The organism is Vibrio sp. 2130-1 (assembly GCF_033339515.1).
The window spans coordinates 108,488-129,950 of sequence record NZ_JAWOUT010000011.1 but is presented as its reverse complement, the minus strand read 5'-3'; the positions used below and the strand labels follow the sequence as shown (position 1 = coordinate 129,950).

Annotated in this window: 19 protein-coding genes; 9 read left to right on the top strand and 10 right to left on the bottom strand. The window is 44.9% G+C overall.

Going from position 1 to position 21,463, the window contains the following annotated elements; all coding sequences use genetic code 11:
* The first annotated feature begins 50 nt into the window (after positions 1-50).
* The 7 genes from sfsA (at position 51) to panC (ending at position 5,998) form a co-directional block, all read left to right on the top strand.
* Entirely contained in the window at positions 51-767 is a 717-nt protein-coding gene (sfsA, locus tag R7Q09_RS17080; RefSeq protein WP_005380023.1) for a DNA/RNA nuclease SfsA, read from the top strand.
* A 136-nt stretch (positions 768-903) separates the two neighbouring features.
* The gene (gene dksA / locus R7Q09_RS17075) at positions 904-1,350 is read left to right on the top strand and encodes an RNA polymerase-binding protein DksA (RefSeq protein ID WP_005386584.1); all 447 of its coding nucleotides are present in this window, start codon (positions 904-906) and stop codon (positions 1,348-1,350) included.
* A gap of 95 nt (positions 1,351-1,445) precedes the next feature.
* Positions 1,446-2,309 (top strand): tRNA glutamyl-Q(34) synthetase GluQRS, encoded by an 864-nt coding sequence (gluQRS, locus tag R7Q09_RS17070; RefSeq protein WP_005386586.1) that lies wholly within the window; start codon positions 1,446-1,448, stop codon positions 2,307-2,309.
* Between the two features lie 103 nt (positions 2,310-2,412).
* Entirely contained in the window at positions 2,413-3,780 is a 1,368-nt protein-coding gene (gene pcnB / locus R7Q09_RS17065; RefSeq protein WP_318071124.1) for a polynucleotide adenylyltransferase PcnB, read from the top strand.
* Positions 3,777-4,262 (top strand): 2-amino-4-hydroxy-6-hydroxymethyldihydropteridine diphosphokinase, encoded by a 486-nt coding sequence (gene folK / locus R7Q09_RS17060; RefSeq protein ID WP_005380007.1) that lies wholly within the window; start codon positions 3,777-3,779, stop codon positions 4,260-4,262. Before pcnB ends, folK begins: the two co-directional genes overlap by 4 nt.
* A gap of 24 nt (positions 4,263-4,286) precedes the next feature.
* Positions 4,287-5,081 (top strand): 3-methyl-2-oxobutanoate hydroxymethyltransferase, encoded by a 795-nt coding sequence (panB, locus tag R7Q09_RS17055; RefSeq protein WP_005386592.1) that lies wholly within the window; start codon positions 4,287-4,289, stop codon positions 5,079-5,081.
* Between the two features lie 11 nt (positions 5,082-5,092).
* Positions 5,093-5,998 (top strand): pantoate--beta-alanine ligase, encoded by a 906-nt coding sequence (panC, locus tag R7Q09_RS17050; RefSeq protein ID WP_005380005.1) that lies wholly within the window; start codon positions 5,093-5,095, stop codon positions 5,996-5,998.
* 52 nt (positions 5,999-6,050) lie between these two features.
* Here the strand turns inward: panC and R7Q09_RS17045 are convergent, their stop codons facing one another.
* From R7Q09_RS17045 to R7Q09_RS17030, 4 genes are all read right to left on the bottom strand, one after another.
* A complete protein-coding gene (locus tag R7Q09_RS17045) occupies positions 6,051-6,980 on the bottom strand; it encodes a Kdo(2)-lipid IV(A) acyltransferase (protein WP_064368757.1) in 930 nt (309 codons plus the stop codon).
* 127 nt (positions 6,981-7,107) lie between these two features.
* Complete coding sequence (locus R7Q09_RS17040; RefSeq protein ID WP_064368758.1) at positions 7,108-7,878, bottom strand: ABC transporter permease; 771 nt, start codon at positions 7,876-7,878, stop codon at positions 7,108-7,110.
* Positions 7,879-8,796 carry an ABC transporter ATP-binding protein gene (locus R7Q09_RS17035; RefSeq protein WP_130545018.1) on the bottom strand — a complete coding sequence of 306 codons (918 nt, stop codon included), beginning with the start codon at positions 8,794-8,796 and terminating at the stop codon, positions 7,879-7,881.
* A gap of 250 nt (positions 8,797-9,046) precedes the next feature.
* The gene (locus tag R7Q09_RS17030) at positions 9,047-10,717 is read right to left on the bottom strand and encodes a SulP family inorganic anion transporter (protein WP_005379997.1); all 1,671 of its coding nucleotides are present in this window, start codon (positions 10,715-10,717) and stop codon (positions 9,047-9,049) included.
* A gap of 281 nt (positions 10,718-10,998) precedes the next feature.
* Between R7Q09_RS17030 and can the strand changes: the two genes are divergently transcribed.
* Positions 10,999-11,667, top strand: coding sequence for a carbonate dehydratase (gene can / locus R7Q09_RS17025; protein WP_005379996.1), 669 nt, complete (start codon positions 10,999-11,001; stop codon positions 11,665-11,667).
* Positions 11,668-11,744: 77 nt separating this feature from the next.
* Here the strand turns inward: can and hpt are convergent, their stop codons facing one another.
* A complete protein-coding gene (hpt, locus tag R7Q09_RS17020; RefSeq protein ID WP_005379995.1) occupies positions 11,745-12,275 on the bottom strand; it encodes a hypoxanthine phosphoribosyltransferase in 531 nt (176 codons plus the stop codon).
* Between the two features lie 319 nt (positions 12,276-12,594).
* On the opposite strand from hpt, the gene opaR reads away from it, so the two are divergent.
* Complete coding sequence (gene opaR, locus R7Q09_RS17015; protein WP_005379994.1) at positions 12,595-13,209, top strand: transcriptional regulator OpaR; 615 nt, start codon at positions 12,595-12,597, stop codon at positions 13,207-13,209.
* 138 nt (positions 13,210-13,347) lie between these two features.
* Here the strand turns inward: opaR and lpdA are convergent, their stop codons facing one another.
* From lpdA to ampD, 5 genes are all read right to left on the bottom strand, one after another.
* Positions 13,348-14,775, bottom strand: coding sequence for a dihydrolipoyl dehydrogenase (gene lpdA, locus R7Q09_RS17010; protein WP_005379993.1), 1,428 nt, complete (start codon positions 14,773-14,775; stop codon positions 13,348-13,350).
* A gap of 267 nt (positions 14,776-15,042) precedes the next feature.
* Entirely contained in the window at positions 15,043-16,941 is a 1,899-nt protein-coding gene (gene aceF / locus R7Q09_RS17005) for a pyruvate dehydrogenase complex dihydrolipoyllysine-residue acetyltransferase (protein ID WP_318071123.1), read from the bottom strand.
* Between the two features lie 19 nt (positions 16,942-16,960).
* The gene (gene aceE / locus R7Q09_RS17000; RefSeq protein ID WP_005386612.1) at positions 16,961-19,624 is read right to left on the bottom strand and encodes a pyruvate dehydrogenase (acetyl-transferring), homodimeric type; all 2,664 of its coding nucleotides are present in this window, start codon (positions 19,622-19,624) and stop codon (positions 16,961-16,963) included.
* A 48-nt stretch (positions 19,625-19,672) separates the two neighbouring features.
* Positions 19,673-20,440: a pyruvate dehydrogenase complex transcriptional repressor PdhR gene (pdhR, locus tag R7Q09_RS16995; RefSeq protein WP_005379989.1), complete on the bottom strand. Its 768-nt coding sequence runs from the start codon at positions 20,438-20,440 to the stop codon at positions 19,673-19,675.
* A gap of 405 nt (positions 20,441-20,845) precedes the next feature.
* Positions 20,846-21,397 carry a 1,6-anhydro-N-acetylmuramyl-L-alanine amidase AmpD gene (ampD, locus tag R7Q09_RS16990; RefSeq protein ID WP_042521337.1) on the bottom strand — a complete coding sequence of 184 codons (552 nt, stop codon included), beginning with the start codon at positions 21,395-21,397 and terminating at the stop codon, positions 20,846-20,848.
* Positions 21,398-21,463: the final 66 nt, after the last annotated feature.

Sequence of the window (21,463 nt, the reverse complement as noted above, 5' to 3'; positions counted from 1 at the left end):
TGTAATGGTGGCAACATTGTACATAAAAAATTTTTTGTCTAAATAAGCAAATGCATTTCACACCCGCTTTAGAGTCCGCCACTCTACTCAAACGTTATAAACGCTTTCTTGCCGATATCGAGCTCGATACTGGTGAAATCCGTACAATCCACTGCGCAAATACAGGTGCAATGACGGGTTGTGCAACGCCCGGAAACAAAGTTTGGTTTTCTACTTCCGACAACCCGAAACGAAAATACCCCAATAGTTGGGAGTTGAGTGAGACCGAACAAGGCCACCGTATTTGTATCAACACCGCGCGTGCCAATCAATTAGCCGTAGAGGCTATTGAAAATAATGTCATTTCAGAGCTTTATGGTTATGACACACTTCAAACTGAGGTGAAATACGGCAATGAAAATAGCCGAATTGATATCTTGCTCAGCGCAGACGACAAGCCAAAGTGCTATATAGAAGTGAAAAGCGTCACTCTTCTTGATGAGACCGACTCTACTGGACAAGGATACTTCCCAGATGCGGTCACGACTCGGGGACAAAAACACCTGAGAGAGCTCACAGAAATGGCACAAAATGGAAGTAGAGCCATACTTTTATTCACTGTTTTACATTCAGGTATTGAAAAAGTATCCGCGGCGCACCATATAGACGCGAAATATTCACTATTACTCAAACAAGCACAAGACGCTGGAGTGGAAGTTCTCTGCTACAAAGCTGAACTGAGCGATACTGGAATGAAGCTGATTTCCGCTATTGATTTTATCAATTAAGAGAAAAAATGATGTCGTCTTCACATTGACGATAACTTTGCGATTCAGTATTTGCTTGCACCGCCTCTTTTTGCTATAGATACCCGCCTTAAATTGACTGCGTAGCAGTTGACTAGGTGTAAGTAGGAGATGCTGTATGCCAGAATCAAAGAAGAAAACGATAGGCATCCTAGCCATTGCCGGCGTGGAGCCATATCAGGAAAAACCTGGTGAAGAGTACATGTCACCAGAGCAGGTTGAACACTTTACGAAAATCTTAACAGCTTGGCGCGACCAGCTAAGAGCTGAAGTGGATCGTACTGTTCACCACATGCAGGACGAAGCAGCAAACTTCCCAGATCCAGTTGACCGCGCCTCTCAAGAGGAAGAGTTCAGCCTAGAACTGCGTAACCGTGACCGCGAACGCCGTTTGATCAAGAAGATTGAAAAGACTTTGGATAAAATCAAAGAAGACGATTTTGGCTTCTGTGAGTCTTGTGGCGTAGAGATTGGCGTTCGCCGTCTTGAAGCACGTCCAACCGCTGACCTTTGTATTGACTGTAAAACACTTGCAGAAATCAAAGAGAAGCAAATGCAAGGTTAATCACCCAGCATTATGATTGTTGAAGGGAGCTCAGGCTCCCTTTTTGTTTTGGCTATCTTCGCACCCTATTTGTTTACTAAATTCGAGATACACGCATGACACGCTATGTAGGTCGATTCGCCCCATCTCCTTCTGGTCCACTGCATTTTGGTTCACTGATTGCCGCTCTTGGCAGTTATTTTCAAGCGAAAGCACAAAACGGAGCTTGGTTAGTACGTATTGAGGACTTAGACCCACCAAGAGAAATGCCAGGTGCAGCGCAACTTATCCTAGAGGCACTCAAGGCCTATCAGCTGCATTGGGATGGAGAAGTGGTATACCAGAGCGAACGTCACGACCTTTACCAAGCTCAAATAAACAAATGGCTCGAAAATGGGGAAGCCTATTATTGCCAATGTACTCGTAAGCAAATTAAAGAGCATGGCGGTTTTTATCCTGGCACTTGCCGCGATAAAAACTTGAAAGACGGCGCGATTCGCCTAAAAATGACCAAGCCTGTCGCTCATTTCCTCGACCAAAAGCGGGGAACCATTACGATTCCAGAGCAACTCGTTAATGAAGATTTCATTATTAAACGTCGAGATGGATTATTTGCTTATAATCTTGCGGTAGTATTGGACGACATCGACCAAGGCGTCACAGAAGTCGTGCGAGGTGCAGACTTAATCGAGCCGACAGGGCGTCAAATTAGCCTGTACCAAATACTTGGTCAGCCAGAAGTTAGCTACTTGCATTTACCATTGGCGATGGACAACAACGGCAATAAATTGTCGAAACAAAATCACGCGACGGCTATTGATATAGATACACCAAAACCTACTCTATTGCGCGCCATGACATTTTTAGGTTTCGAGATACCTGAAACCGTAAGGGCGGCCAACATAGAAGATATTCTTCGTTGGGGCTGCGAAAACTGGCGGTTGGAACAGCTTCCAGCAGAGATCGAGATCACACCGTGATTCTCAAATGGCATTGTGTAGGCTATCATTAGCCGCAAATTAGGCCCCTAGAGGCGTATAAAACTAACCAAAGCAAGATTGGATTAAACCCAGTTATTGCCAGATGCACATGAATACAAACGACTATACACCAAGCGAACCTGCCACAATTCCAGAGCTCGCTCTCAATGTAATAACTCGTGAAGAGCACAACATTTCGCGTAAGCAGATCAGTGATAATGCGCTGAAGGTACTGTACCGCCTAAATGGTGCTGGTTTCGATGCTTTTCTTGTGGGTGGCGGGGTTCGAGACTTACTGCTTGGACAAAAACCAAAAGATTTTGACATTGCGACCAACGCAACGCCGGAACAGATCAAACAGCTATTTCGTAACTGCCGTTTGATTGGTCGCCGCTTCCGCTTGGCTCATATTATGTTTGGCCGAGACATCATTGAGGTTGCGACATTCCGTGGTCACCACCAAGAGCAAAAGAATAAGAGCATTTCTCAGCAATCAAAAGAGGGTATGCTGCTGCGTGATAACGTCTACGGCACCATCGATGAAGATGCTGAGCGCCGTGATTTCACGATTAACTCGATGTACTACAACATCGCAGATTACTCGATTCACGACTACGCACGTGGTATTGAAGATTTAGAAGATCGCCTAATTCGACTGATTGGTGATCCAGAAACACGCTACCGTGAAGACCCTGTACGCATGCTGCGTGCGGTTCGTTTCGCGGTAAAACTAGACTTTGATATTGAAGAAGACACCGCAGCGCCAATCGAACACATGGCACCGTTGCTCGGTGACATTCCGTCAGCGCGTCTTTTTGAAGAGTCACTCAAATTATTGCAATCCGGTCATGGCTTAGAAACCTACCACCTACTGCGTGAGTACAACCTATTCCAGCAACTATTCCCGACGATTGCAGCGCACTTTACAGAAGATTACTCCTCTCACACTGAGCAGATGTTGGATCTTGTCCTAGATTCTACCGACATGCGCATCGAAGATGGGAAACGCATCAATCCAGCATTTATGTTTGCTGCAATGCTGTGGTACCCACTGTGTGCGAAAGCCGATGAACTGATGGAAGAGCGCAACTTAGGCCATTACGACGCCATTATGGAAGCGAGCAACATCATTCTTGACGAGCAAGTTCGCACAATTGCCATTCCAAGACGCCACACCGCAACCATTCGCGAGATTTGGCAGTTACAGCTTCGTCTTCCACGACGTAACGGTAAACGTGCATTCCGTCTTATGGAGCTCAATAAATTTAGAGCTGGCTTTGATTTTCTTGAAATGCGCGGTGAAATTGAAGGTGGTGACACTCAGAAGCTTGCCAAGTGGTGGGAAACTTTTCAAAATGCAGGCCGAGAAATGCGTCAAGCAATGGCTGCCGACTTAGACGGTCAATCACCGAAAATAGGCCAACGCCGCCGTAAAACTTATCGCAAGAAAAAGAGTAAGCCCAAATCATGATTACAGCGTACATTGCGGTAGGCAGTAACTTGGCTGATCCTGTCAGCCAAGCGAAGCAAGCGATTGAAGCATTAAAAACGCTGCCTAAATCAGAGTTTGTTCAAGCTTCTTCGCTATACAGCAGCACGCCAATGGGGCCACAAAACCAACCGGATTACATCAATGCGGTTGTGTCTATTAACACCAGTTTGACGCCTATTGAATTGCTCAATTGCACACAAGCTATAGAGCAAGAACAAGGGCGTGTCCGTAAAGACGAACGCTGGGGACCAAGAACCTTGGACCTCGACATTGTGCTTTATGGCAATGAGGTGATTAATTCCGAGAGGCTGATCGTTCCTCATTATGGAATGAAAGAGCGTGAATTCGTACTCTACCCTCTTGCGGAAATTGCACCAAGTTTACAACTCCCTGATGGGACCGAGGTCTCTAAACTACTGGAACAAGTAGATAGAAACGGCCTCAGTATCTGGCAGTCATAGCCAACTCCTAGTAAGGATAAAACCATGAAAAAAATGACCATCAACGACCTAATCAAGTGGAAGCAAGAAGGTCGTAAATTTGCTACTTCAACCGCTTATGATGCGAGCTTTGCCCAACTGTTTGAAAGCCAAGAAATGCCAGTACTTCTTGTTGGTGATTCTCTAGGTATGGTTTTGCAAGGTCACAACGATACTCTGCCAGTAACGGTCGATGATATCGCTTACCATACTCGTTGCGTACGCGCTGGTAGCCCAAATTGTTTGTTGATGGCAGACATGCCATTCATGAGCTACACCACGCCAGAGCAAGCTTGCGAAAATGCGGCTAAACTGATGCGTGCTGGTGCCAATATGGTAAAAATTGAAGGTGGTGACTGGCTTGTCGACACGGTGAAAATGCTCACTGAACGATCAGTTCCAGTTTGTGCTCATCTTGGTTTAACTCCTCAAGCTGTTAATATTTTTGGTGGTTACAAAATCCAAGGTCGCGATCAAGAAAAAGCAGACCGCATGGTAAAAGACGCATTAGCGCTGCAAGAAGCAGGCGCTCAAATCGTCTTACTAGAATGCGTACCAGCTGAGCTTGCTGAACGTATTACGCAAGTGCTTGACGTTCCTGTTATCGGTATTGGTGCAGGTAACGTAACAGATGGTCAAATTCTCGTAATGCATGATATGTTTGGTATTTCTGCCAACTACATGCCGAAATTCTCCAAAAACTTTCTTGCTGAAACAGGTGATATGCGCAAAGCCGTTACTAAATACATTGAAGATGTAGCCAACGGTGTATTCCCAGACGACGCTCATACCATTGCCTAGAGGATAAATGCATGCAAACTTTTGCGGAAATCTCAGCAGTTCGTGAACACCTTAAAACCTTTAAACGTGAAGGTCGTAAAGTGGCGTTTGTCCCTACCATGGGCAACCTTCACGAAGGCCACTTAACCTTAGTGCGTAAAGCACGCGAATACGCTGATATCGTTGTCGTAAGCATCTTTGTTAACCCGATGCAGTTTGATCGTGCAGACGATTTAAATAATTACCCACGCACGCTAGAGGAAGACTTAAGCAAGTTAACCTCTGAAGGGGTCGATGTGGTATTTACGCCAACACCAGAAGTTATCTACCCAGAAGGTCTGGACAAGCAAACCTTCGTCGATGTCCCTGGCCTATCAACAATTCTCGAAGGCGCGTCTCGACCAGGTCATTTCCGTGGCGTGACGACGATTGTGAATAAGCTGTTTAACATCGTACAACCGGATGTCGCGTGCTTCGGCGAGAAGGACTTCCAACAACTTGCTGTTATCCGCAAGATGGTTGATGACCTAGCAATGGACATTGAAATCATCGGTGTACCAACCGTACGTGAAATGGACGGTTTAGCAATGAGTTCACGCAATGGCTTGCTTACGCTGGACGAGCGTCAACGTGCGCCTGTACTTGCTCGTACAATGCGTTGGATCAGCAGTGCCATTCGCGGTGGCCGCGATGACTACGCATCGATCATCGAAGATGCAAGCGACCAACTTCGAGCTGCAGGTCTGCACCCTGATGAGATCTTCATTCGTGATGCTCGTACATTACAAGTGATCACACCAGAAACGACACAAGCTGTCATTCTGATGTCTGCGTTCCTAGGCAAGGCTCGTCTTATCGATAACCAAACGGTAGATATGGTTGTCGAAGCGAAGGAAGAAGCTGAATCTAACAATACAAACTCAGAGAGCGCAGAGTAAGCTCTGAGTCATAAAAGTAAAAAGGTCGACTCTTAGTCGACCTTTTTATACTCTACGTATAGACGCAATCCAACCCTTCAGGGCGAGTTTTAAACCGCTTGTGCAGCCACATCCACGCTGGAATATCACGTTTTATCATTTTCTCAAGCTCTTGGTTCAAGATGCTTGCCGCTTTAATCGCATTACGTCTCTCGAAACGCTCGCTAATGTCTTTTCCAATGTACAGCGTGTAATGGTGATTTTTACTCACTGTAACGCCAGATATAACCGCGCACTTTGTTGCATCAATGAGAACACTAGACCCGACGGTACTCGCCGCTTGTTCAACAGCAAAAAACGGCGCAAAAACAGAATGGCTAACGCCATAATCATGGTCGGGCAAATACCAAAGTCGATGACCATTCTTCAGAACTTTGAGCATTGATTTCACGTCTTTTCGATCAATCATTTGATGTCCAAAACGAGTTCGACCTCGATGTTGAATAAACTCATAAGCAGGATTCGAATTTGGGCGATAAACGCCATAACCTTGGGCAAACTGGCTAAAAATACGAGCGGTTATCTCCAAGTTTAAATGGTGACTGCACACCACCAACACACCACGTCCATTATTTTCCTCAGCGAGTAAACGATCTTTTCCAACAATAGAGGTTATCCGACGTATCCGCCAATCTGGCCAAAACCAAGCGATACCGGTTTCGATGATCGCCATTCCAGTATATTGAAAGTTTTTTCGTACTACGTCCTTACATTGCCAATCCGTAAAATCAGGGAAACACAGCTGGAGATTACGCAGAGCGATCTTGTGTCGGCGCTTCATTACATGCATCGCAATACAGCCGATGCTTCTACCTAAGATTCGCAATACTACGTATGGCAGTACATTAACAAGAATCGCTAAAGATCCAAATGCCAGCCATACAGACCAATATTTGGGCTTAAGTAACTGATAGGAGAAAGGCGGCGGCGGGACAATATTCATAGGATCACTCATTTATTACAAATGATTGAAACCTACCATGATAAAAACCGAAAAATTGTATGGGTATGTATTGTTATGCACGCGAAAGAGCAGCGTGAATCGCCGCTCTTTGCTTTATGAGAATGGCTTAGCTTCTTAGCCCAATCCCTTTGGTTACTAGATAATGCGCAATGGCATACAGTGCAACAACAAACACTACAAGTACACTAAATGAAGTGACAATGCCCACATCCGAGACACCTAAAAAGCCGTAGCGGAACGCATTCACCATGTAGACGATTGGGTTGATCTTAGAAACGCCTTGCCAAAATTCAGGCAGCAGACTAATCGAATAAAAGACTCCTCCCAAGTAAGTTAAAGGAGTCAATACAAACGTAGGGATGATCGAAATATCATCAAACGTTTTTGCGTAAACCGCATTGATCAAGCCACCGAGAGCAAATACCACCGACGTCATGAAGACAGTCGCGACAATAATGCCCCAGTGCTCCACTTGCAAATCAACGAACAAAAGTGACACACAGGTAACAATTGCACCGACCAACAAACCTCGAGTCACGCCGCCCATCACATAGCCAGCAATAATCACATAGTTTGGTACCGGTGCCACCAGCAGTTCTTCAATATTCTTCTGTAGCTTTGCACTAAAGAATGAAGACGCAACATTCGAGTATGAGTTGGTGATCACCGACATCATGATCAAACCTGGAACAATGTACTCCATGTAACTAAAGCCGCTCATCTCACCAATTCGAGAGCCAATAAGATTACCGAAAATGATGAAGTACAACGTCATCGTAATGGCTGGCGGCACTAAGGTTTGCACCCAAATACGTGTAAAACGAGTGACTTCTTTGCTCAGCAAGCTGCGAAATGCCGTCCAATATAAACCGTACATTTAATTACTCCCCTCTCTTACAATGCTGACAAACAACTCTTCAAGTCGGTTGGCTTTGTTACGCATTGAGAGAACTTTAATGCCATGCTCTGTTAACTGACTGAATACCGAATTCAATCCTTGGCTTTTATCTAGTTCTATCTCTAAAGAGCCATCAACAATACTTTGTCGATTAACACCTTCAAGCTCAGGCACCTCGACTTCTGACTCAATATCCAAGATAAATGTCTCGACGCTTAGCTTACCTAGTAACGCCTTCATAGTGGTATTTTCAATCAGCTCACCACGATTAATAATGCCGATATTTCGACACAGCATCTCCGCTTCTTCTAGGTAGTGTGTCGTTAAAATAATCGTAATTCCTTGCTCTTGGTTGATCTCTTTCAGAAACCCCCACATTGAGCGGCGTAGTTCAATATCCACTCCAGCCGTTGGTTCATCTAAAATGAGTAATTGCGGCTCGTGCATCAAAGCTCTTGCGATCATTAAACGACGCTTCATCCCACCGGATAGGTTACGAGCACGCTCTTTGCGCTTCTCCCATAAATCCAATTTTTTCAGGTATTTTTCTGCTCGTTCTTTAGCTAACACTTTAGACACACCGTAATAGCCAGCTTGCTGCATCACAATTTGCTCAACGGTTTCAAACTGGTTGAAGTTGAACTCTTGTGGCACCAAGCCTAAATTCTGCTTGGCCAATTCGAGGTCGGTATCAATGTCATAACCGAAAACTTTCGTCGTTCCGGAGGTTTTATTCACTAAGGAGGAAATGATGCCAATCGTGGTCGATTTTCCTGCACCATTGGGACCCAGAAGCGCGTAGAAGTCACCCTTTTTCACTTGGAGACTTATACCTTTTAACGCCTCAAAGCCACCTGCATACGTCTTGCGCAGTTGTTCAATTTCTAATGCGTACATAAGGTCTTGATTGCCGTTTGTTTGTGATTACTAATACCGACTCATATTTAGCAGCGGTTTACTACAAAATCGCCTTGGGTATCGTATTGGAGGTCCATCAGTTTATCGTTGAATAACGATGATTACAAATAAACCTTTCGATAATATTGGAAATATAACCCTTACCTCGTAAAGGTTATCTCTGAGTAAGACAAAATAGAGCATAAAAAAACGCAACAGGACACTGTTGCGTTTTTAACTGTCAGAATGATTACGCCGTTATGCGCTGATACTGGTCTGCCTCAACATGTGCCACCGCCGCATTCAATGCTTCGTAACGGAATTGGTACATATTTTCATCAGGCACAAGGTCAATCACATGGAATTTCTCTAGCTGTTCTCGTGTTCGCTCATTCGGGCATAATAAATACACGGCACAATTGGCATCGAGAGCATCCTTAATCGCATTCTCTAACGCCAAACCGACGGTTACATCAATCATTGGTACATCCGTAAGATCGAGAATCATCACGTCATAGTCCGAAATACTAGAGTGCTGACGTGAAATGGCTTTAGAAACACTAAAGATCATCGGACCGGAAAGATAAAAGAACAGCACTTTACCATTAGCACGATCCAACAAACCACGCTCGCTGTCAGTCAGCGGCACATCATCTTCATCCGCGTCGCTGATCGCTTTTACTTGTCGCGCCTGCTCTCGGCTCAAACGCTCGATGATGATAATGTTCGAGATAAAGACGCCTAAACCCACCGCAACGATAAGATCAACGAATACTGTAAGCAACATAACGCCATACATCACCGCCATTCCGGAAAAGCTTACCTTATGTGCCCTCTGAATAAAGCTCCAGTCTAGGATGTTAAAGCCAACATACACCGCAATGCCTGCTAACACAGCCATCGGGATTGGCTCTGTTAGCCCACCAGCAACCAGTACAACCAACGCCAACATTAGTGCGCGAATCACACCAGATAATGGCGAGCGAGCCCCAACTTGAATATTCGTTACCGTCCCCATGGTAGCCCCCGCCCCCGGCAGCGCACCAAACAAGCCTGAGATCATGTTAGCTAACCCTTGACCTCGCAGCTCTTTATCTGAGTCGTGTTCTTTACGAGTTAATGAGTCACCGATAACCGCCGTTAACAAAGTATCAATACAACCTAATGTGCCGAGCACTAATGCATCAATGACCATCTCGACAAACATATCCGTGTCAATATAAGGGGCGACGAGAGAAGGTAACCCAGCAGGAATTTCACCGATACGACGAATATCTTCTGTATCAAAGAGAATCACAGACAATAAAGTCACCGCGACCAATGCCACGAGCTGTGCAGGAACGTATTTACGATATTGCTTAGGGAAGAAAAAAAGAATCCCCAAAGTCAGTAGTCCCAAAAACAACTCACTGAACTTAAGGTTAGAAATGGTCTCCGGCAAAGCAGATAACGTTCCGAGTACTCCCCCTGAAGGCGCAGCATGCCCCATCAAAGGCGATAACTGCAGAATGATAAGAATCACACCAATGCCAGACATAAACCCGGAAATAACGCTATAAGGCATCAAGGTAACGTATTTACCCAGTTTTAACGTCCCCAATAGGATTTGGAACGCGCCAGCCATCATGACAACCGTGAAAGTCATAGCCATGCCCGTTTCTGGGTATTTCGCCATCATACTGGTTAATACTGCGGTCATGATTACCGTCATTGGCCCTGTCGGTTCTGATATTAACGTATTAGAACCACCAAATAACGAGGCAAACAAACCGACCATTATTGCCCCCCAAAGGCCGGCCTCAGCACCGGCTCCGGATGCAACACCAAACGCTAACGCCAGAGGGAGAGAGATAATCGCTGTGGTTACCCCGCCAAATACATCCCCTTTGAAATTGATATCTTCAAAACGACTACCGAACACTGCTGATTTTCCCTGCATTCAATTTTAAAAAGTAAAATATCACTACTTTAACGAGCTAGGCGAAAATTTAAACCATAAATAGATTAAGGCTAAATTCGCACCACAAATAGTTTCACCAGATTTTACTTTTTTCTTAATGAAAACTAGTCAGATGAGTCCTATCTGACGAATATTTAACGAGATCGAAATTGTAACATTGTGTATAGTTACAACACTGATCGCTTGCATGTGCACACAAACAGCGGCAGCGATTTTGTCTTTTAAGGGAAGTAGTTTGCAAAATGCCGGAAATAAAACAGTTATTTGAAAACAATTCGAAATGGTCTCAAGAGATCAAATCTGATCGACCTGAATACTTCGCAAAACTCGCTGAGGGGCAAAAGCCTGATTTTCTTTGGATTGGCTGCTCTGATAGCCGCGTTCCTGCCGAGCGACTAACCGGGCTATACTCAGGTGAACTCTTTGTTCATCGGAATGTTGCAAACCAAGTTATCCATACTGATCTCAACTGCCTATCGGTCGTCCAGTACGCTGTAGACGTTCTTAAGGTTAAACACATCATTGTCTGTGGACACTATGGATGTGGTGGCGTAAACGCAGCCATTGATAACCCTAAGCTAGGTCTTATTAATAATTGGCTGTTACATATCAGAGATATCTATTTCAAACACCGCACTTACCTAGATCAAATGCCGCAACAAGATCGAGCGGATAAACTAGGCGAGCTTAATGTTGCAGAGCAAGTGTACAACTTGGGTAACTCAACCATCCTGCAAAACGCTTGGGAGCGTGGGCAAGATGTTGAAATTCATGGTGTGGTATACGGAATTGAAGATGGTCGCTTAGAGTACTTAGGCATTCGTTCTAACTCTAAGGAAACCGTAGAAGCGTCTTACCAGAAAGCTCTTTCGACGATTCTAAATACAGACAACAAGCTCCTTTGTCGCTAAGTCACATCTAAAAGTTGAACGAAAAACGCCCATCTTAGATGGGCGTTTTTTTATATTTTTAATGCTGAACTCAATGATTATTCTTGAGGTACAACTTTACCGATGTATGGTAAGTGGCGGTATTTCTGCGCGTAATCAATACCCACCCCAACGACAAATTCATCTGGAATTTCGAAACCAATCCAATCCACAGGAACATTCACTTCACGACGAGATGGCTTATCTAGGAGCGTACAAATCGCGATAGACTTCGGCTCACGTAGCGAAAGAATCTCACGGATTTTATTTAGTGTGTTACCAGTGTCAATGATGTCTTCAACAAGCAGAATATCTTTACCTTTGATGTCATCATCCAAATCTTTCAAGATACGAACGTCACGTGAGCTTTCCATCGTATTGCCGTAGCTTGACGCAGTCATAAAATCAACTTGGTGAGTCAGTTCGATAGCACGTGCCAAGTCTGCCATAAATACAAATGAGCCTCGCAATAAGCCTACCAACACAAGATCTTCACTACCTTGATAACGCTCTGTAATTTGTTTGCCTAATTCACGAACTCGCTCCTGAACTTCTTGCTCAGAAATCATGACTTCTATTGTATGTTTCATACTGTGCTCAATCTAAATTTGTGGGTTGAGGTAAGTCGCACGCAAACGATCACCTAATCTTACGGCGTGTAGTGTATCACCACGTTCATTGGGTTGAAAGTCACATCCTGTTGCCAAAAAATCTTGGAAGAAGGTCTTAGTTTTATAAAGTTCATAGCTAAATTTATCAATAATAATGACATTACTGTATATAAATTGTTCTACAGATGTTGACCTTGTGCATATGCACCATTACACTCATCACTGCTTTAAGCAACTATTAAAATAATCAATTAGGGGGTTACCCCCAATATCAACTCAAATGGCAAGGAAAATGGATATGGACTCAATTGCAAAGAGACCTAGAACTAGGCTTTCTCCAATTAAGCGTAAGCAACAGTTAATGGAAATCGCATTGGAAGTATTTGCGCGCCGCGGCATCGGTCGTGGTGGTCACGCAGATATCGCAGAAATTGCTCAAGTTTCTGTGGCGACTGTTTTTAACTACTTCCCTACACGCGAAGACTTGGTGGATGAAGTTCTCAATCACGTCGTACGTCAGTTCTCAAACTTCCTATCGGATAACATAGACCTAGACTTACATGCACGTGAAAACATCGCCAATATTACTAATGCGATGATCGAGCTTGTCAGCCAAGACTGTCACTGGCTAAAAGTATGGTTCGAGTGGAGTGCTTCAACACGTGATGAAGTATGGCCATTGTTTGTTTCAACTAACCGTACTAACCAGTTGCTGGTACAAAACATGTTCATTAAAGCAATTGAACGCGGTGAGGTGTGTGACCAGCACGATTCAGAACACTTGGCAAACCTGTTCCACGGTATTTGTTACTCACTGTTTGTCCAAGCGAACCGCGCTAAAGGTGAAGCGGAGCTGAAACATCTAGTGAATTCATACTTAGATATGCTTTGCATTTACAACCGTGAACACTAAAGCTTAGCTCGTAATATATGTCAGCCCACCGTTTGGTGGGCTTTTTATTGTCTGCTAAGCACACATTTATATTCCTATATAACAAGCATAAAAAAACCGCTGCAATGCAGCGGCTTCTATCATTCAGTCAGAAAAACCTTACTTCTTCTTAACTGCTTTTTTGTTTGGCAGGTCAGTGATTGAACCTTCAAATACTTCAGCAGCTAGACCTACAGACTCGTGTAGAGTTGGGTGAGCATGGATAGTCAGAGCGATATCTTCTGCATCACAGCCCATCTCAATTGCAAGGCCGATTTCACCAAGTAGTTCACCACCGTTAGTACCAACGATAGCACCACCGATTACGCGGTGAGTTTCTTTGTCGAAGATTAGCTTAGTCATACCGTCTGCACAGTCAGATGCGATTGCACGACCTGATGCTGCCCATGGGAATGTTGCTACTTCGTACTTGATGCCTTCTTCTTTCGCTTCTTTTTCAGTCTTACCAACCCAAGCCACTTCTGGCTCAGTGTACGCAATTGAAGGGATAACTTTAGGGTCGAAGTAGTGCTTCTTACCAGAGATAACTTCAGCAGCTACGTGACCTTCATGCACACCTTTGTGAGCAAGCATTGGTTGACCAACGATATCACCGATCGCGAAGATGTGAGGAACGTTAGTACGCATTTGCTTATCAACGTTGATGAAGCCGCGCTCGTCAATTTCTAGACCCGCTTTTTCACCGTCGATTAGCTTACCATTTGGTACACGACCGATAGCAACTAGAACCGCATCGTAACGCTCAGCTTCAGCTGGCGCTTTCTTGCCTTCCATTGAAACGTAGATACCGTCTTCTTTTGCTTCAACTGCTGTTACTTTCGTTTCTAGCATTAGCTTGAACTTGTCTTTGATACGCTTAGTAAATACTTTCACGATATCTTTGTCTGCTGCAGGAATTACCTGGTCAAACATTTCAACAACTTCAACTTTAGAACCTAGAGAGTGGTAAACCGTACCCATTTCTAGACCGATGATACCACCGCCCATGATAAGCAGTTTTTCTGGCACTTCTTTTAGTTCAAGAGCGTCAGTAGAGTCCCAAATACGTGGGTCTTCATGCGGGATAAATGGCAGTTTGATTGGACGAGAACCAGCCGCAACGATTGCGTTGTCAAAGTTAACAACTGTTGGCTCACCTTCGCCTTCTACAAGGATAGAGTTAGGGCCAGTGAACTTACCGTAACCGTTAACTACTGTTACGTTACGCATCTTAGCCATACCGCTTAGGCCGCCAGTTAGTTGGTTAACAACTTTTTCTTTCCAGATGCGGATTTTGCTGATGTCTGTTTGAGGCTCACCGAACACAACGCCGTGGTCAGCCATCGCTTTCGCTTCTTCAATTACTTTAGAAACGTGAAGCAGTGCTTTAGATGGGATACAACCCACGTTCAGACATACACCGCCAAGCGTGCTGTAACGTTCAACTAGTACAGTTTCAAGACCTAAGTCCGCACAACGGAATGCAGCGGAGTAACCAGCAGGACCAGAACCAAGTACAACAACTTGGGCTTTAATTTCTTTGCTCATTTTGACCTCTTGTAGTCATTATCCCTAACAGGCTGAGTGGGTATCGATTTTTTATGTTTAAGAGAGATTTGTTTTAAACAGTTATTTTCAGACCGCTAACAGTTTACAGAGATGTTAATGGTGTGAAAAGTAAATCAATTTAGCCTGTGAGCTAGACAACAATTCGATTGTGAAAACCCTGAACGAAGCAAGGCTGATAACCAAATTGTCGGTAATTATGATTAGCAGAGGCGGCTAAGTTGCCGCCTCTCATTCATCTAATTTCTATTACAGAACTAGACGACGAATGTCAGATAGACATGCGTTTAGGTAAGTGATGAAGCGCGCACCTTCAGCACCATCGATCACACGGTGGTCGTATGATAGAGACAGTGGAAGTTGTAGACGCGGTTCGAACTCTTTACCGTTCCATACCGGTTTCATTTCTGACTTAGACACACCTAGGATACCAACTTCTGGCGCGTTTACGATTGGAGTAAACGCCGTACCGCCGATACCGCCTAGGCTAGAGATAGTGAAACAGCCACCTTGCATGTCAGCCGCAGTTAGCTTACCAGCACGTGCTTTCTTAGAAACCGCCATTAGCTCTTCAGATAGCTCGTAGATGCCTTTCTTGTTCACGTCTTTAAATACAGGAACAACTAGACCGTTTGGTGTATCTACCGCGATACCAACATTCACGTATTTCTTCAGAATTAGGCTCTCACCGTCTTCTGATAGAGAAGAGTTGAACGCTGGGAACGCTTCAAGCGCTTTAGCTACCGCTTTCATGATGAACACAAGTGGTGTGATCTTCATTCCAGTGTCTTTCTTCGCTTCAATCGCGTTTTGCTCTTTACGGAATGCTTCAAGAGCCGTGATGTCTGCGTTATCCCACTGTGTAACGTGCGGGATCATTACCCAGTTACGGTGTAGGTTTGCGCCAGAGATCTTCTTAATGCGAGATAGCGGTTGAACTTCTGTCTCACCAAACTTGCTGAAGTCCACTTTTGGCCATGGTAGTAGACCAAGAGCCGCGCCGTCGCCTTTGCCAGATGCTGCTGCACCTGCGCCAGACTCAAGACGCTTAAGTGCATCTTTCACGTAAGCTTGAACGTCTTCTTTTAGGATACGGCTCTTACGACCAGAACCTTTAACCTTAGAAAGATTAACGCCAAATTCACGCGCTAGACGACGAACAACTGGAGACGCGTGAGCGTACTCATCGTTTTCTTTGAAATCGCCAGTCGCTGCTGGAGCTGCTGCCGCTGGAGCTTCTGCTTTAGGAGCCGGAGCTGCAGGTGCTGCCGCTTGAGCTGGAGCTGGAGCTGCTGCAGGAGCAGGTGCTGCACCCGCCACTTCGAATACCATGATTAGTGAGCCAGTAGACACTTTGTCGCCAGCTGCAATCTTGATTTCTTTAACTGTGCCAGCGAATGGTGCAGGAACTTCCATAGAAGCTTTGTCACCTTCAACAGTGATTAGAGATTGCTCTTCTTCCACTGTGTCGCCAACCGCAACCATGATCTCAGTAACTTCAACTTCGTCGCCGCCGATATCTGGAACGTTCACTTCTTTTGCCGCAGACGCTGCTGGAGCTGCTGCCGCAGGAGCTTCAGCTGCCGCTGGTGCTGCTGGAGCGCCTGAACCTGCTGTTTCGAATACCATGATAAGTGAGCCAGTCGATACTTTATCGCCTGCTGCAACTTTGATCTCTTTTAGAGTACCTGCGAATGGCGCTGGAACTTCCATAGAAGCTTTGTCGCCTTCAACAGTTAGAAGAGATTGCTCTTCTTCGATGCTGTCGCCAACGGCAACCATGATTTCAGTAACTTCTACTTCATCACCACCGATGTCTGGTACGTGAACTTCTTTTAGTTCTGCCGCTGCTGCTGGAGCTGGAGCTGCTGCTGGAGCTGCTTCTGCCGCAGGAGCAGGTGCAGCGTCAGCTGCACCCTCGGCTTCGAAAATCATGATTAGAGAACCAGTAGAAACCTTGTCGCCTTCTGCAACTTTGATTTCTTTAACGATACCCGCTTGAGAAGCAGGAACTTCCATAGAAGCTTTATCGCCTTCAACTGTGATCAGAGACTGCTCTTCTTCAACCTTGTCGCCAACGCTTACAAGAATCTCAGTAACTTCAACCTCATCCGCACCGATGTCTGGTACATTAATTTCGATTGCCATTTCTTATCTACCTTCTTAATTAAGCGTATAGCGGGTTTGTTTTCTCTGTGTCGATGTCGAATTTCTTAATTGCTTCTGCAACTACAGATTTCTCAACTTCGCCACGTTTCGCTAGTTCAGTTAGCGCTGCTACTACTACGTAACCTGCGTTCACTTCGAAGTGACGACGTAGGTTTTCACGGCTGTCTGAACGACCGAAACCATCAGTACCAAGAACTTTGAAAGACTCAGCAGGAATGTATGCACGAACCTGCTCTGCGTAGTTCTTCATGTAGTCAGTTGCTGCGATAGCAGGTTCAGTACCCATTACTGTTTGGATGTAAGGTACTTTCGCTTCCGCTTCTGGGTGAAGCATGTTGAAACGCTCTGCATCTTGGCCATCGCGAGTTAGTTCGTTGAATGACGTTACAGAGTAAACATCAGAAGCAACACCATAATCTTCGCTTAGGATTTGAGCTGCTTTACGTACTTCATTCATGATAGTACCAGAGCTCATTAGCTGAACTTTCGCTTTGTCGCCCGTGTAAGTTTCTAGCTTGTAGATACCTTTACGGATGCCTTCTTCAGCGCCTTCTGGCATTGCTGGCATTGCGTAGTTTTCGTTCATTAGCGTTAGGTAGTAGAACACATTTTCTTGTTCTGGACCGTACATGCGACGGATACCGTCTTGCATGATTACTGCTACTTCGTACGCGAATGTTGGGTCGTAAGAAATACAGTTAGGAACCGTACCCGCCAAAATGTGCGAGTGGCCGTCTTCGTGCTGTAGACCTTCACCGTTCAACGTTGTACGACCCGCAGTTGCACCTAGTAGGAAACCACGTGCTTGTTGGTCACCAGCCATCCACGCCATGTCGCCAACACGTTGGAAGCCGAACATTGAGTAGTAGATGTAGAACGGGATCATTGGTAGGTCGTTTGTCGAGTATGAAGTCGCAGCAGCAACCCATGAAGACATAGCACCTAGCTCGTTGATACCTTCTTGTAGAACCTGACCTGAAGTCGCTTCTTTGTAGTAAGAAACAACGCCACGGTCTTCTGGTGTGTAAGTTTGGCCGTGCGGGTTGTAGATACCGATTTGACGGAACAGACCTTCCATACCGAATGTACGTGCTTCGTCAGCAATGATAGGAACGATGTTCTTACCAATGTTCTTGTTCTTAAGTAGAACGTTTAGCGCACGTACGAATGCCATAGTAGAAGAGATATCACGCTTCTGTTCTTCTAGTAGTGGCTTGAATTCTTCTAGCTCAGGAACGATGAATTCTTGAGTGAATTTTGGTAGACGCTGTGGCGTGTAGCCGTGTAGCGCTTTACGACGAGCGTGTAGGTATTCGTACTCTTTTGAACCTTCTTCAAGTTTCAGGTACGGAAGTTCTTTCACTGCTTCGTCAGTTAGGATGTCTTGAAGGCCTAGACGATCACGTAGGTGTAGTACGTGAGTCATATCCATCTTCTTAACTTGGTGCGCGATGTTCTTACCTTCAGCCGCTTCACCCATGCCGTAACCTTTAACAGTCTTAGCTAGGATTACTGTTGGACGACCTTTAGTTTCTGCCGCGTTTTTGTATGCCGCGTATAGCTTAGAAGACTCGTGACCACCACGCTTAAGTGCGAAGATTTCGTCATCAGTCATGTCAGCAACAAGTGCAGCTGTCTCTGGGTACTTACCAAAGAAGTGCTCACGTACGTACGCGCCATCTTTTGATTTGAATGTTTGGTAGTCGCCGTCGATCGTTTCATTCATAAGCTGTAGAAGCTTACCAGTCGTATCTTTAGCTAGTAGTGAATCCCAGTTGTTACCCCAGATTACCTTCACTACGTTCCAACCAGCACCTTTGAACAGACCTTCAAGTTCTTGAATGATCTTACCGTTACCCATTACAGGGCCATCTAGACGCTGTAGGTTACAGTTGATTAGGAAGCATAGGTTGTCTAGTTTCTCACGCGCAGCGAAAGAGATAGCACCACGTGATTCTGGCTCATCCATCTCACCGTCACCTAGGAACGCGTAAACGCGCTGCTCTGAAGTATCTTTAAGACCACGGCCTTCTAGGTACTTAAGGAAACGAGCTTGGTAGATAGAAGCGATTGGACCTAGGCCCATCGATACTGTCGGGAACTGCCAGAATTCAGGCATCAGTTTAGGGTGCGGGTATGAAGGAATACCTTTGCCGTCTACTTCTTGACGGAAGTTGTCTAGCTGCTCTTCAGTTAGACGACCTTCAACGAATGCACGTGAGTAGATACCTGGTGAAATGTGACCTTGGTAGTAAACTAGGTCGCCACCATCCTTCTCGTTTGGTGCACGGAAGAAGTGGTTGAAACATGTCTCGTAGAACGCAGCAGAAGACTGGAAAGACGCCATGTGGCCGCCTAGCTCTAGGTCTTTCTTAGATGCACGTAGAACGATCATGATAGCGTTCCAACGAATAATTGAGCGAATACGACGCTCAAGTGTTGTGTCACCTGGGTATGCTGGTTCTTGGTCTGCAGGAATCGTGTTGATGTAGTTAGTTGTGATACCTGTTGGCATATCAACACCGTCTAGACGTGCTTTATCTAGAACTTGCTCTAATAGGAATTGAGCACGCTCTAGACCTTCTTCACGTACAACTGACTCAAGCGCTTGTAGCCATTCTTGAGTTTCCAGTGCATCTACGTCATGCTTCATATCAGACATGGCGATCTATCCTTCTGTTGGTTGGATCTACTTATTTAAGTAACGCTCTTACGAGTCATTACCCTGCTGAATTCGACGTAGAGAACGCTCTCGTCGAGACTCTTCTCGAGTCAAATCCAACAATGTTTCTTCGATGTAAGCCAAGTGCGAGTGGGACATTTCTCGCGCCTTTTCAGGCTGACCAGAAACAATCGCATCCACGATATTGGCTCGGTGTTTACTGACTTTCTCGACCGCTTCTGGGCGGCGACGTAGTAATTTAAAATTTTGTAGAATATTTTGCTCAAGCAAAGGTGCTAAGCTTCGAACAATGTGCAACAAAACCACGTTGTGCGCGGCTTCTGTCAAAGCGATCAAAAATTGCATTACTTCCGCAGATTCAGCTTCGATATCGTTGTTTGCTTGCTCTTGGCTAATGCGCTCAAGGCAACCTTGAATACGCGCAAAATCTTCTTCGGTACCACGTAAAGCTGCAAAGTAGGCTGAAATTCCTTCCATCGCATGACGAGACTCAAGCACATCAAGCTGGGTTTCAGAATGACTAGACAACAAATTCAACAAGGGATCTGAAAAGCTCTTCCAGATATTCTCACTTACGAATGTTCCGCCACCTTGGCGACGAGTCAACAAACGCTTCGCTTCCAAGCGTTGAATGGCTTCTCGGACTGAAGGACGAGACACATCGAACTGTTTTGCCAGTTCACGCTCTGGAGGCAGTTGTTGCCCCGGAGACAATGTTCCTTCCACTATCAACCTTTCTAACTCTTGTTCTATAACATCAGAGAGTTTTGGCTGACGAATCCTTTGATAAGCCATAATTTATTGTTCTTCTACTCTTGCAGGTAATTGGTAATACCAATTTTAAGTTGGTGCAGAAATTAACATAATTAAAACGCCACTGTCCAGCCGAAAATTGACCTAAATCATAGAACGAGCTTACTTCCAACACTCTGATAACAATCGACTGTTAAAACAGCAATAGAATTGGTATGACCAATTACATAAAGCATACAAATGGGAAGTCGACGTGCTAGCAGTTTTGGAAAAGAAATACAGAAAATGACAAAATTATCAGTCTATTTATTCACCAAAACGGCATGTGCGAGCGTAAAAATGTAGTTAACTTTTAACAATCATTAATATTTCTGGTATCAAAAAAAGGCATACCTGATCGTATGCCTTATTTATTTCGCTTTTTTGAATTTACACTTTCGCTACAAATCAACGCTGTATAAGCAGTCTATATTTCACCCAATCAAAGCTTAGACCAGGATCGCTTTTTCTCAAGGGCGCAATATATTGATGACCGGTAATTCGTGGCGGGGTGATTTGAGGATAAGACTGCATAATCACCTCAGTGATCTCTGCAAGTGATTGATATTGCGCTTCTGTGTAGGCAGTAAATTCTGTCCCTTCAAGCTCGATACCAATGGAATAGTCATTACAACGCTCCCTGCCTGCGAAACTGGATTGACCGGCATGCCATGCTCTATCAAGAAAAGAAACAAATTGAACAACCTCGCCGTTTCTTTTAATCAAGCAATGTGCAGAAACGCCCATTTTGTGAATGACTTCAAAAAATGGATGTTCATTTGGGTCTAGCTTGCCAGTGAAGAAGTCCTCTATATATGGTCCACCAAACTGCCCAGGAGGCAAACTGATATTGTGTACCACCAGCAGAGAGATGTCGTTTATATCAGAGCGGGCATCAAAAAATGGTGACGGAACATGCTTTGCTTGTGTCAGCCAGCCATTCTCGATAATTGGGCGCATATCAACCTCTCTACTTTGCAAATTAACTGCTGAAATTATTGACACCGGAGAGTATCATTCGTTGCC

Bases quoted from the DNA above. Each gene is read 5' to 3' on its own strand.
- pdhR (WP_005379989.1), bottom strand. From the start codon at position 20,440: ATGGCTTATCAAAGGATTCGTCAGCCAAAACTCTCTGATGTTATAGAA.
- lpdA (WP_005379993.1), bottom strand. From the start codon at position 14,775: ATGAGCAAAGAAATTAAAGCCCAAGTTGTTGTACTTGGTTCTGGTCCT.
- can (WP_005379996.1), top strand. From the start codon at position 10,999: ATGCCGGAAATAAAACAGTTATTTGAAAACAATTCGAAATGGTCTCAA.
- pcnB (WP_318071124.1), top strand. From the start codon at position 2,413: ATGCACATGAATACAAACGACTATACACCAAGCGAACCTGCCACAATT.
- aceF (WP_318071123.1), bottom strand. From the start codon at position 16,941: ATGGCAATCGAAATTAATGTACCAGACATCGGTGCGGATGAGGTTGAA.
- R7Q09_RS17035 (WP_130545018.1), bottom strand. From the start codon at position 8,796: ATGTACGCATTAGAAATTGAACAACTGCGCAAGACGTATGCAGGTGGC.
- ampD (WP_042521337.1), bottom strand. From the start codon at position 21,397: ATGCGCCCAATTATCGAGAATGGCTGGCTGACACAAGCAAAGCATGTT.
- sfsA (WP_005380023.1), top strand. From the start codon at position 51: ATGCATTTCACACCCGCTTTAGAGTCCGCCACTCTACTCAAACGTTAT.
- folK (WP_005380007.1), top strand. From the start codon at position 3,777: ATGATTACAGCGTACATTGCGGTAGGCAGTAACTTGGCTGATCCTGTC.
- aceE (WP_005386612.1), bottom strand. From the start codon at position 19,624: ATGTCTGATATGAAGCATGACGTAGATGCACTGGAAACTCAAGAATGG.
- panC (WP_005380005.1), top strand. From the start codon at position 5,093: ATGCAAACTTTTGCGGAAATCTCAGCAGTTCGTGAACACCTTAAAACC.
- panB (WP_005386592.1), top strand. From the start codon at position 4,287: ATGAAAAAAATGACCATCAACGACCTAATCAAGTGGAAGCAAGAAGGT.
- hpt (WP_005379995.1), bottom strand. From the start codon at position 12,275: ATGAAACATACAATAGAAGTCATGATTTCTGAGCAAGAAGTTCAGGAG.
- R7Q09_RS17045 (WP_064368757.1), bottom strand. From the start codon at position 6,980: ATGAATATTGTCCCGCCGCCGCCTTTCTCCTATCAGTTACTTAAGCCC.
- opaR (WP_005379994.1), top strand. From the start codon at position 12,595: ATGGACTCAATTGCAAAGAGACCTAGAACTAGGCTTTCTCCAATTAAG.
- gluQRS (WP_005386586.1), top strand. From the start codon at position 1,446: ATGACACGCTATGTAGGTCGATTCGCCCCATCTCCTTCTGGTCCACTG.
- R7Q09_RS17040 (WP_064368758.1), bottom strand. From the start codon at position 7,878: ATGTACGGTTTATATTGGACGGCATTTCGCAGCTTGCTGAGCAAAGAA.
- dksA (WP_005386584.1), top strand. From the start codon at position 904: ATGCCAGAATCAAAGAAGAAAACGATAGGCATCCTAGCCATTGCCGGC.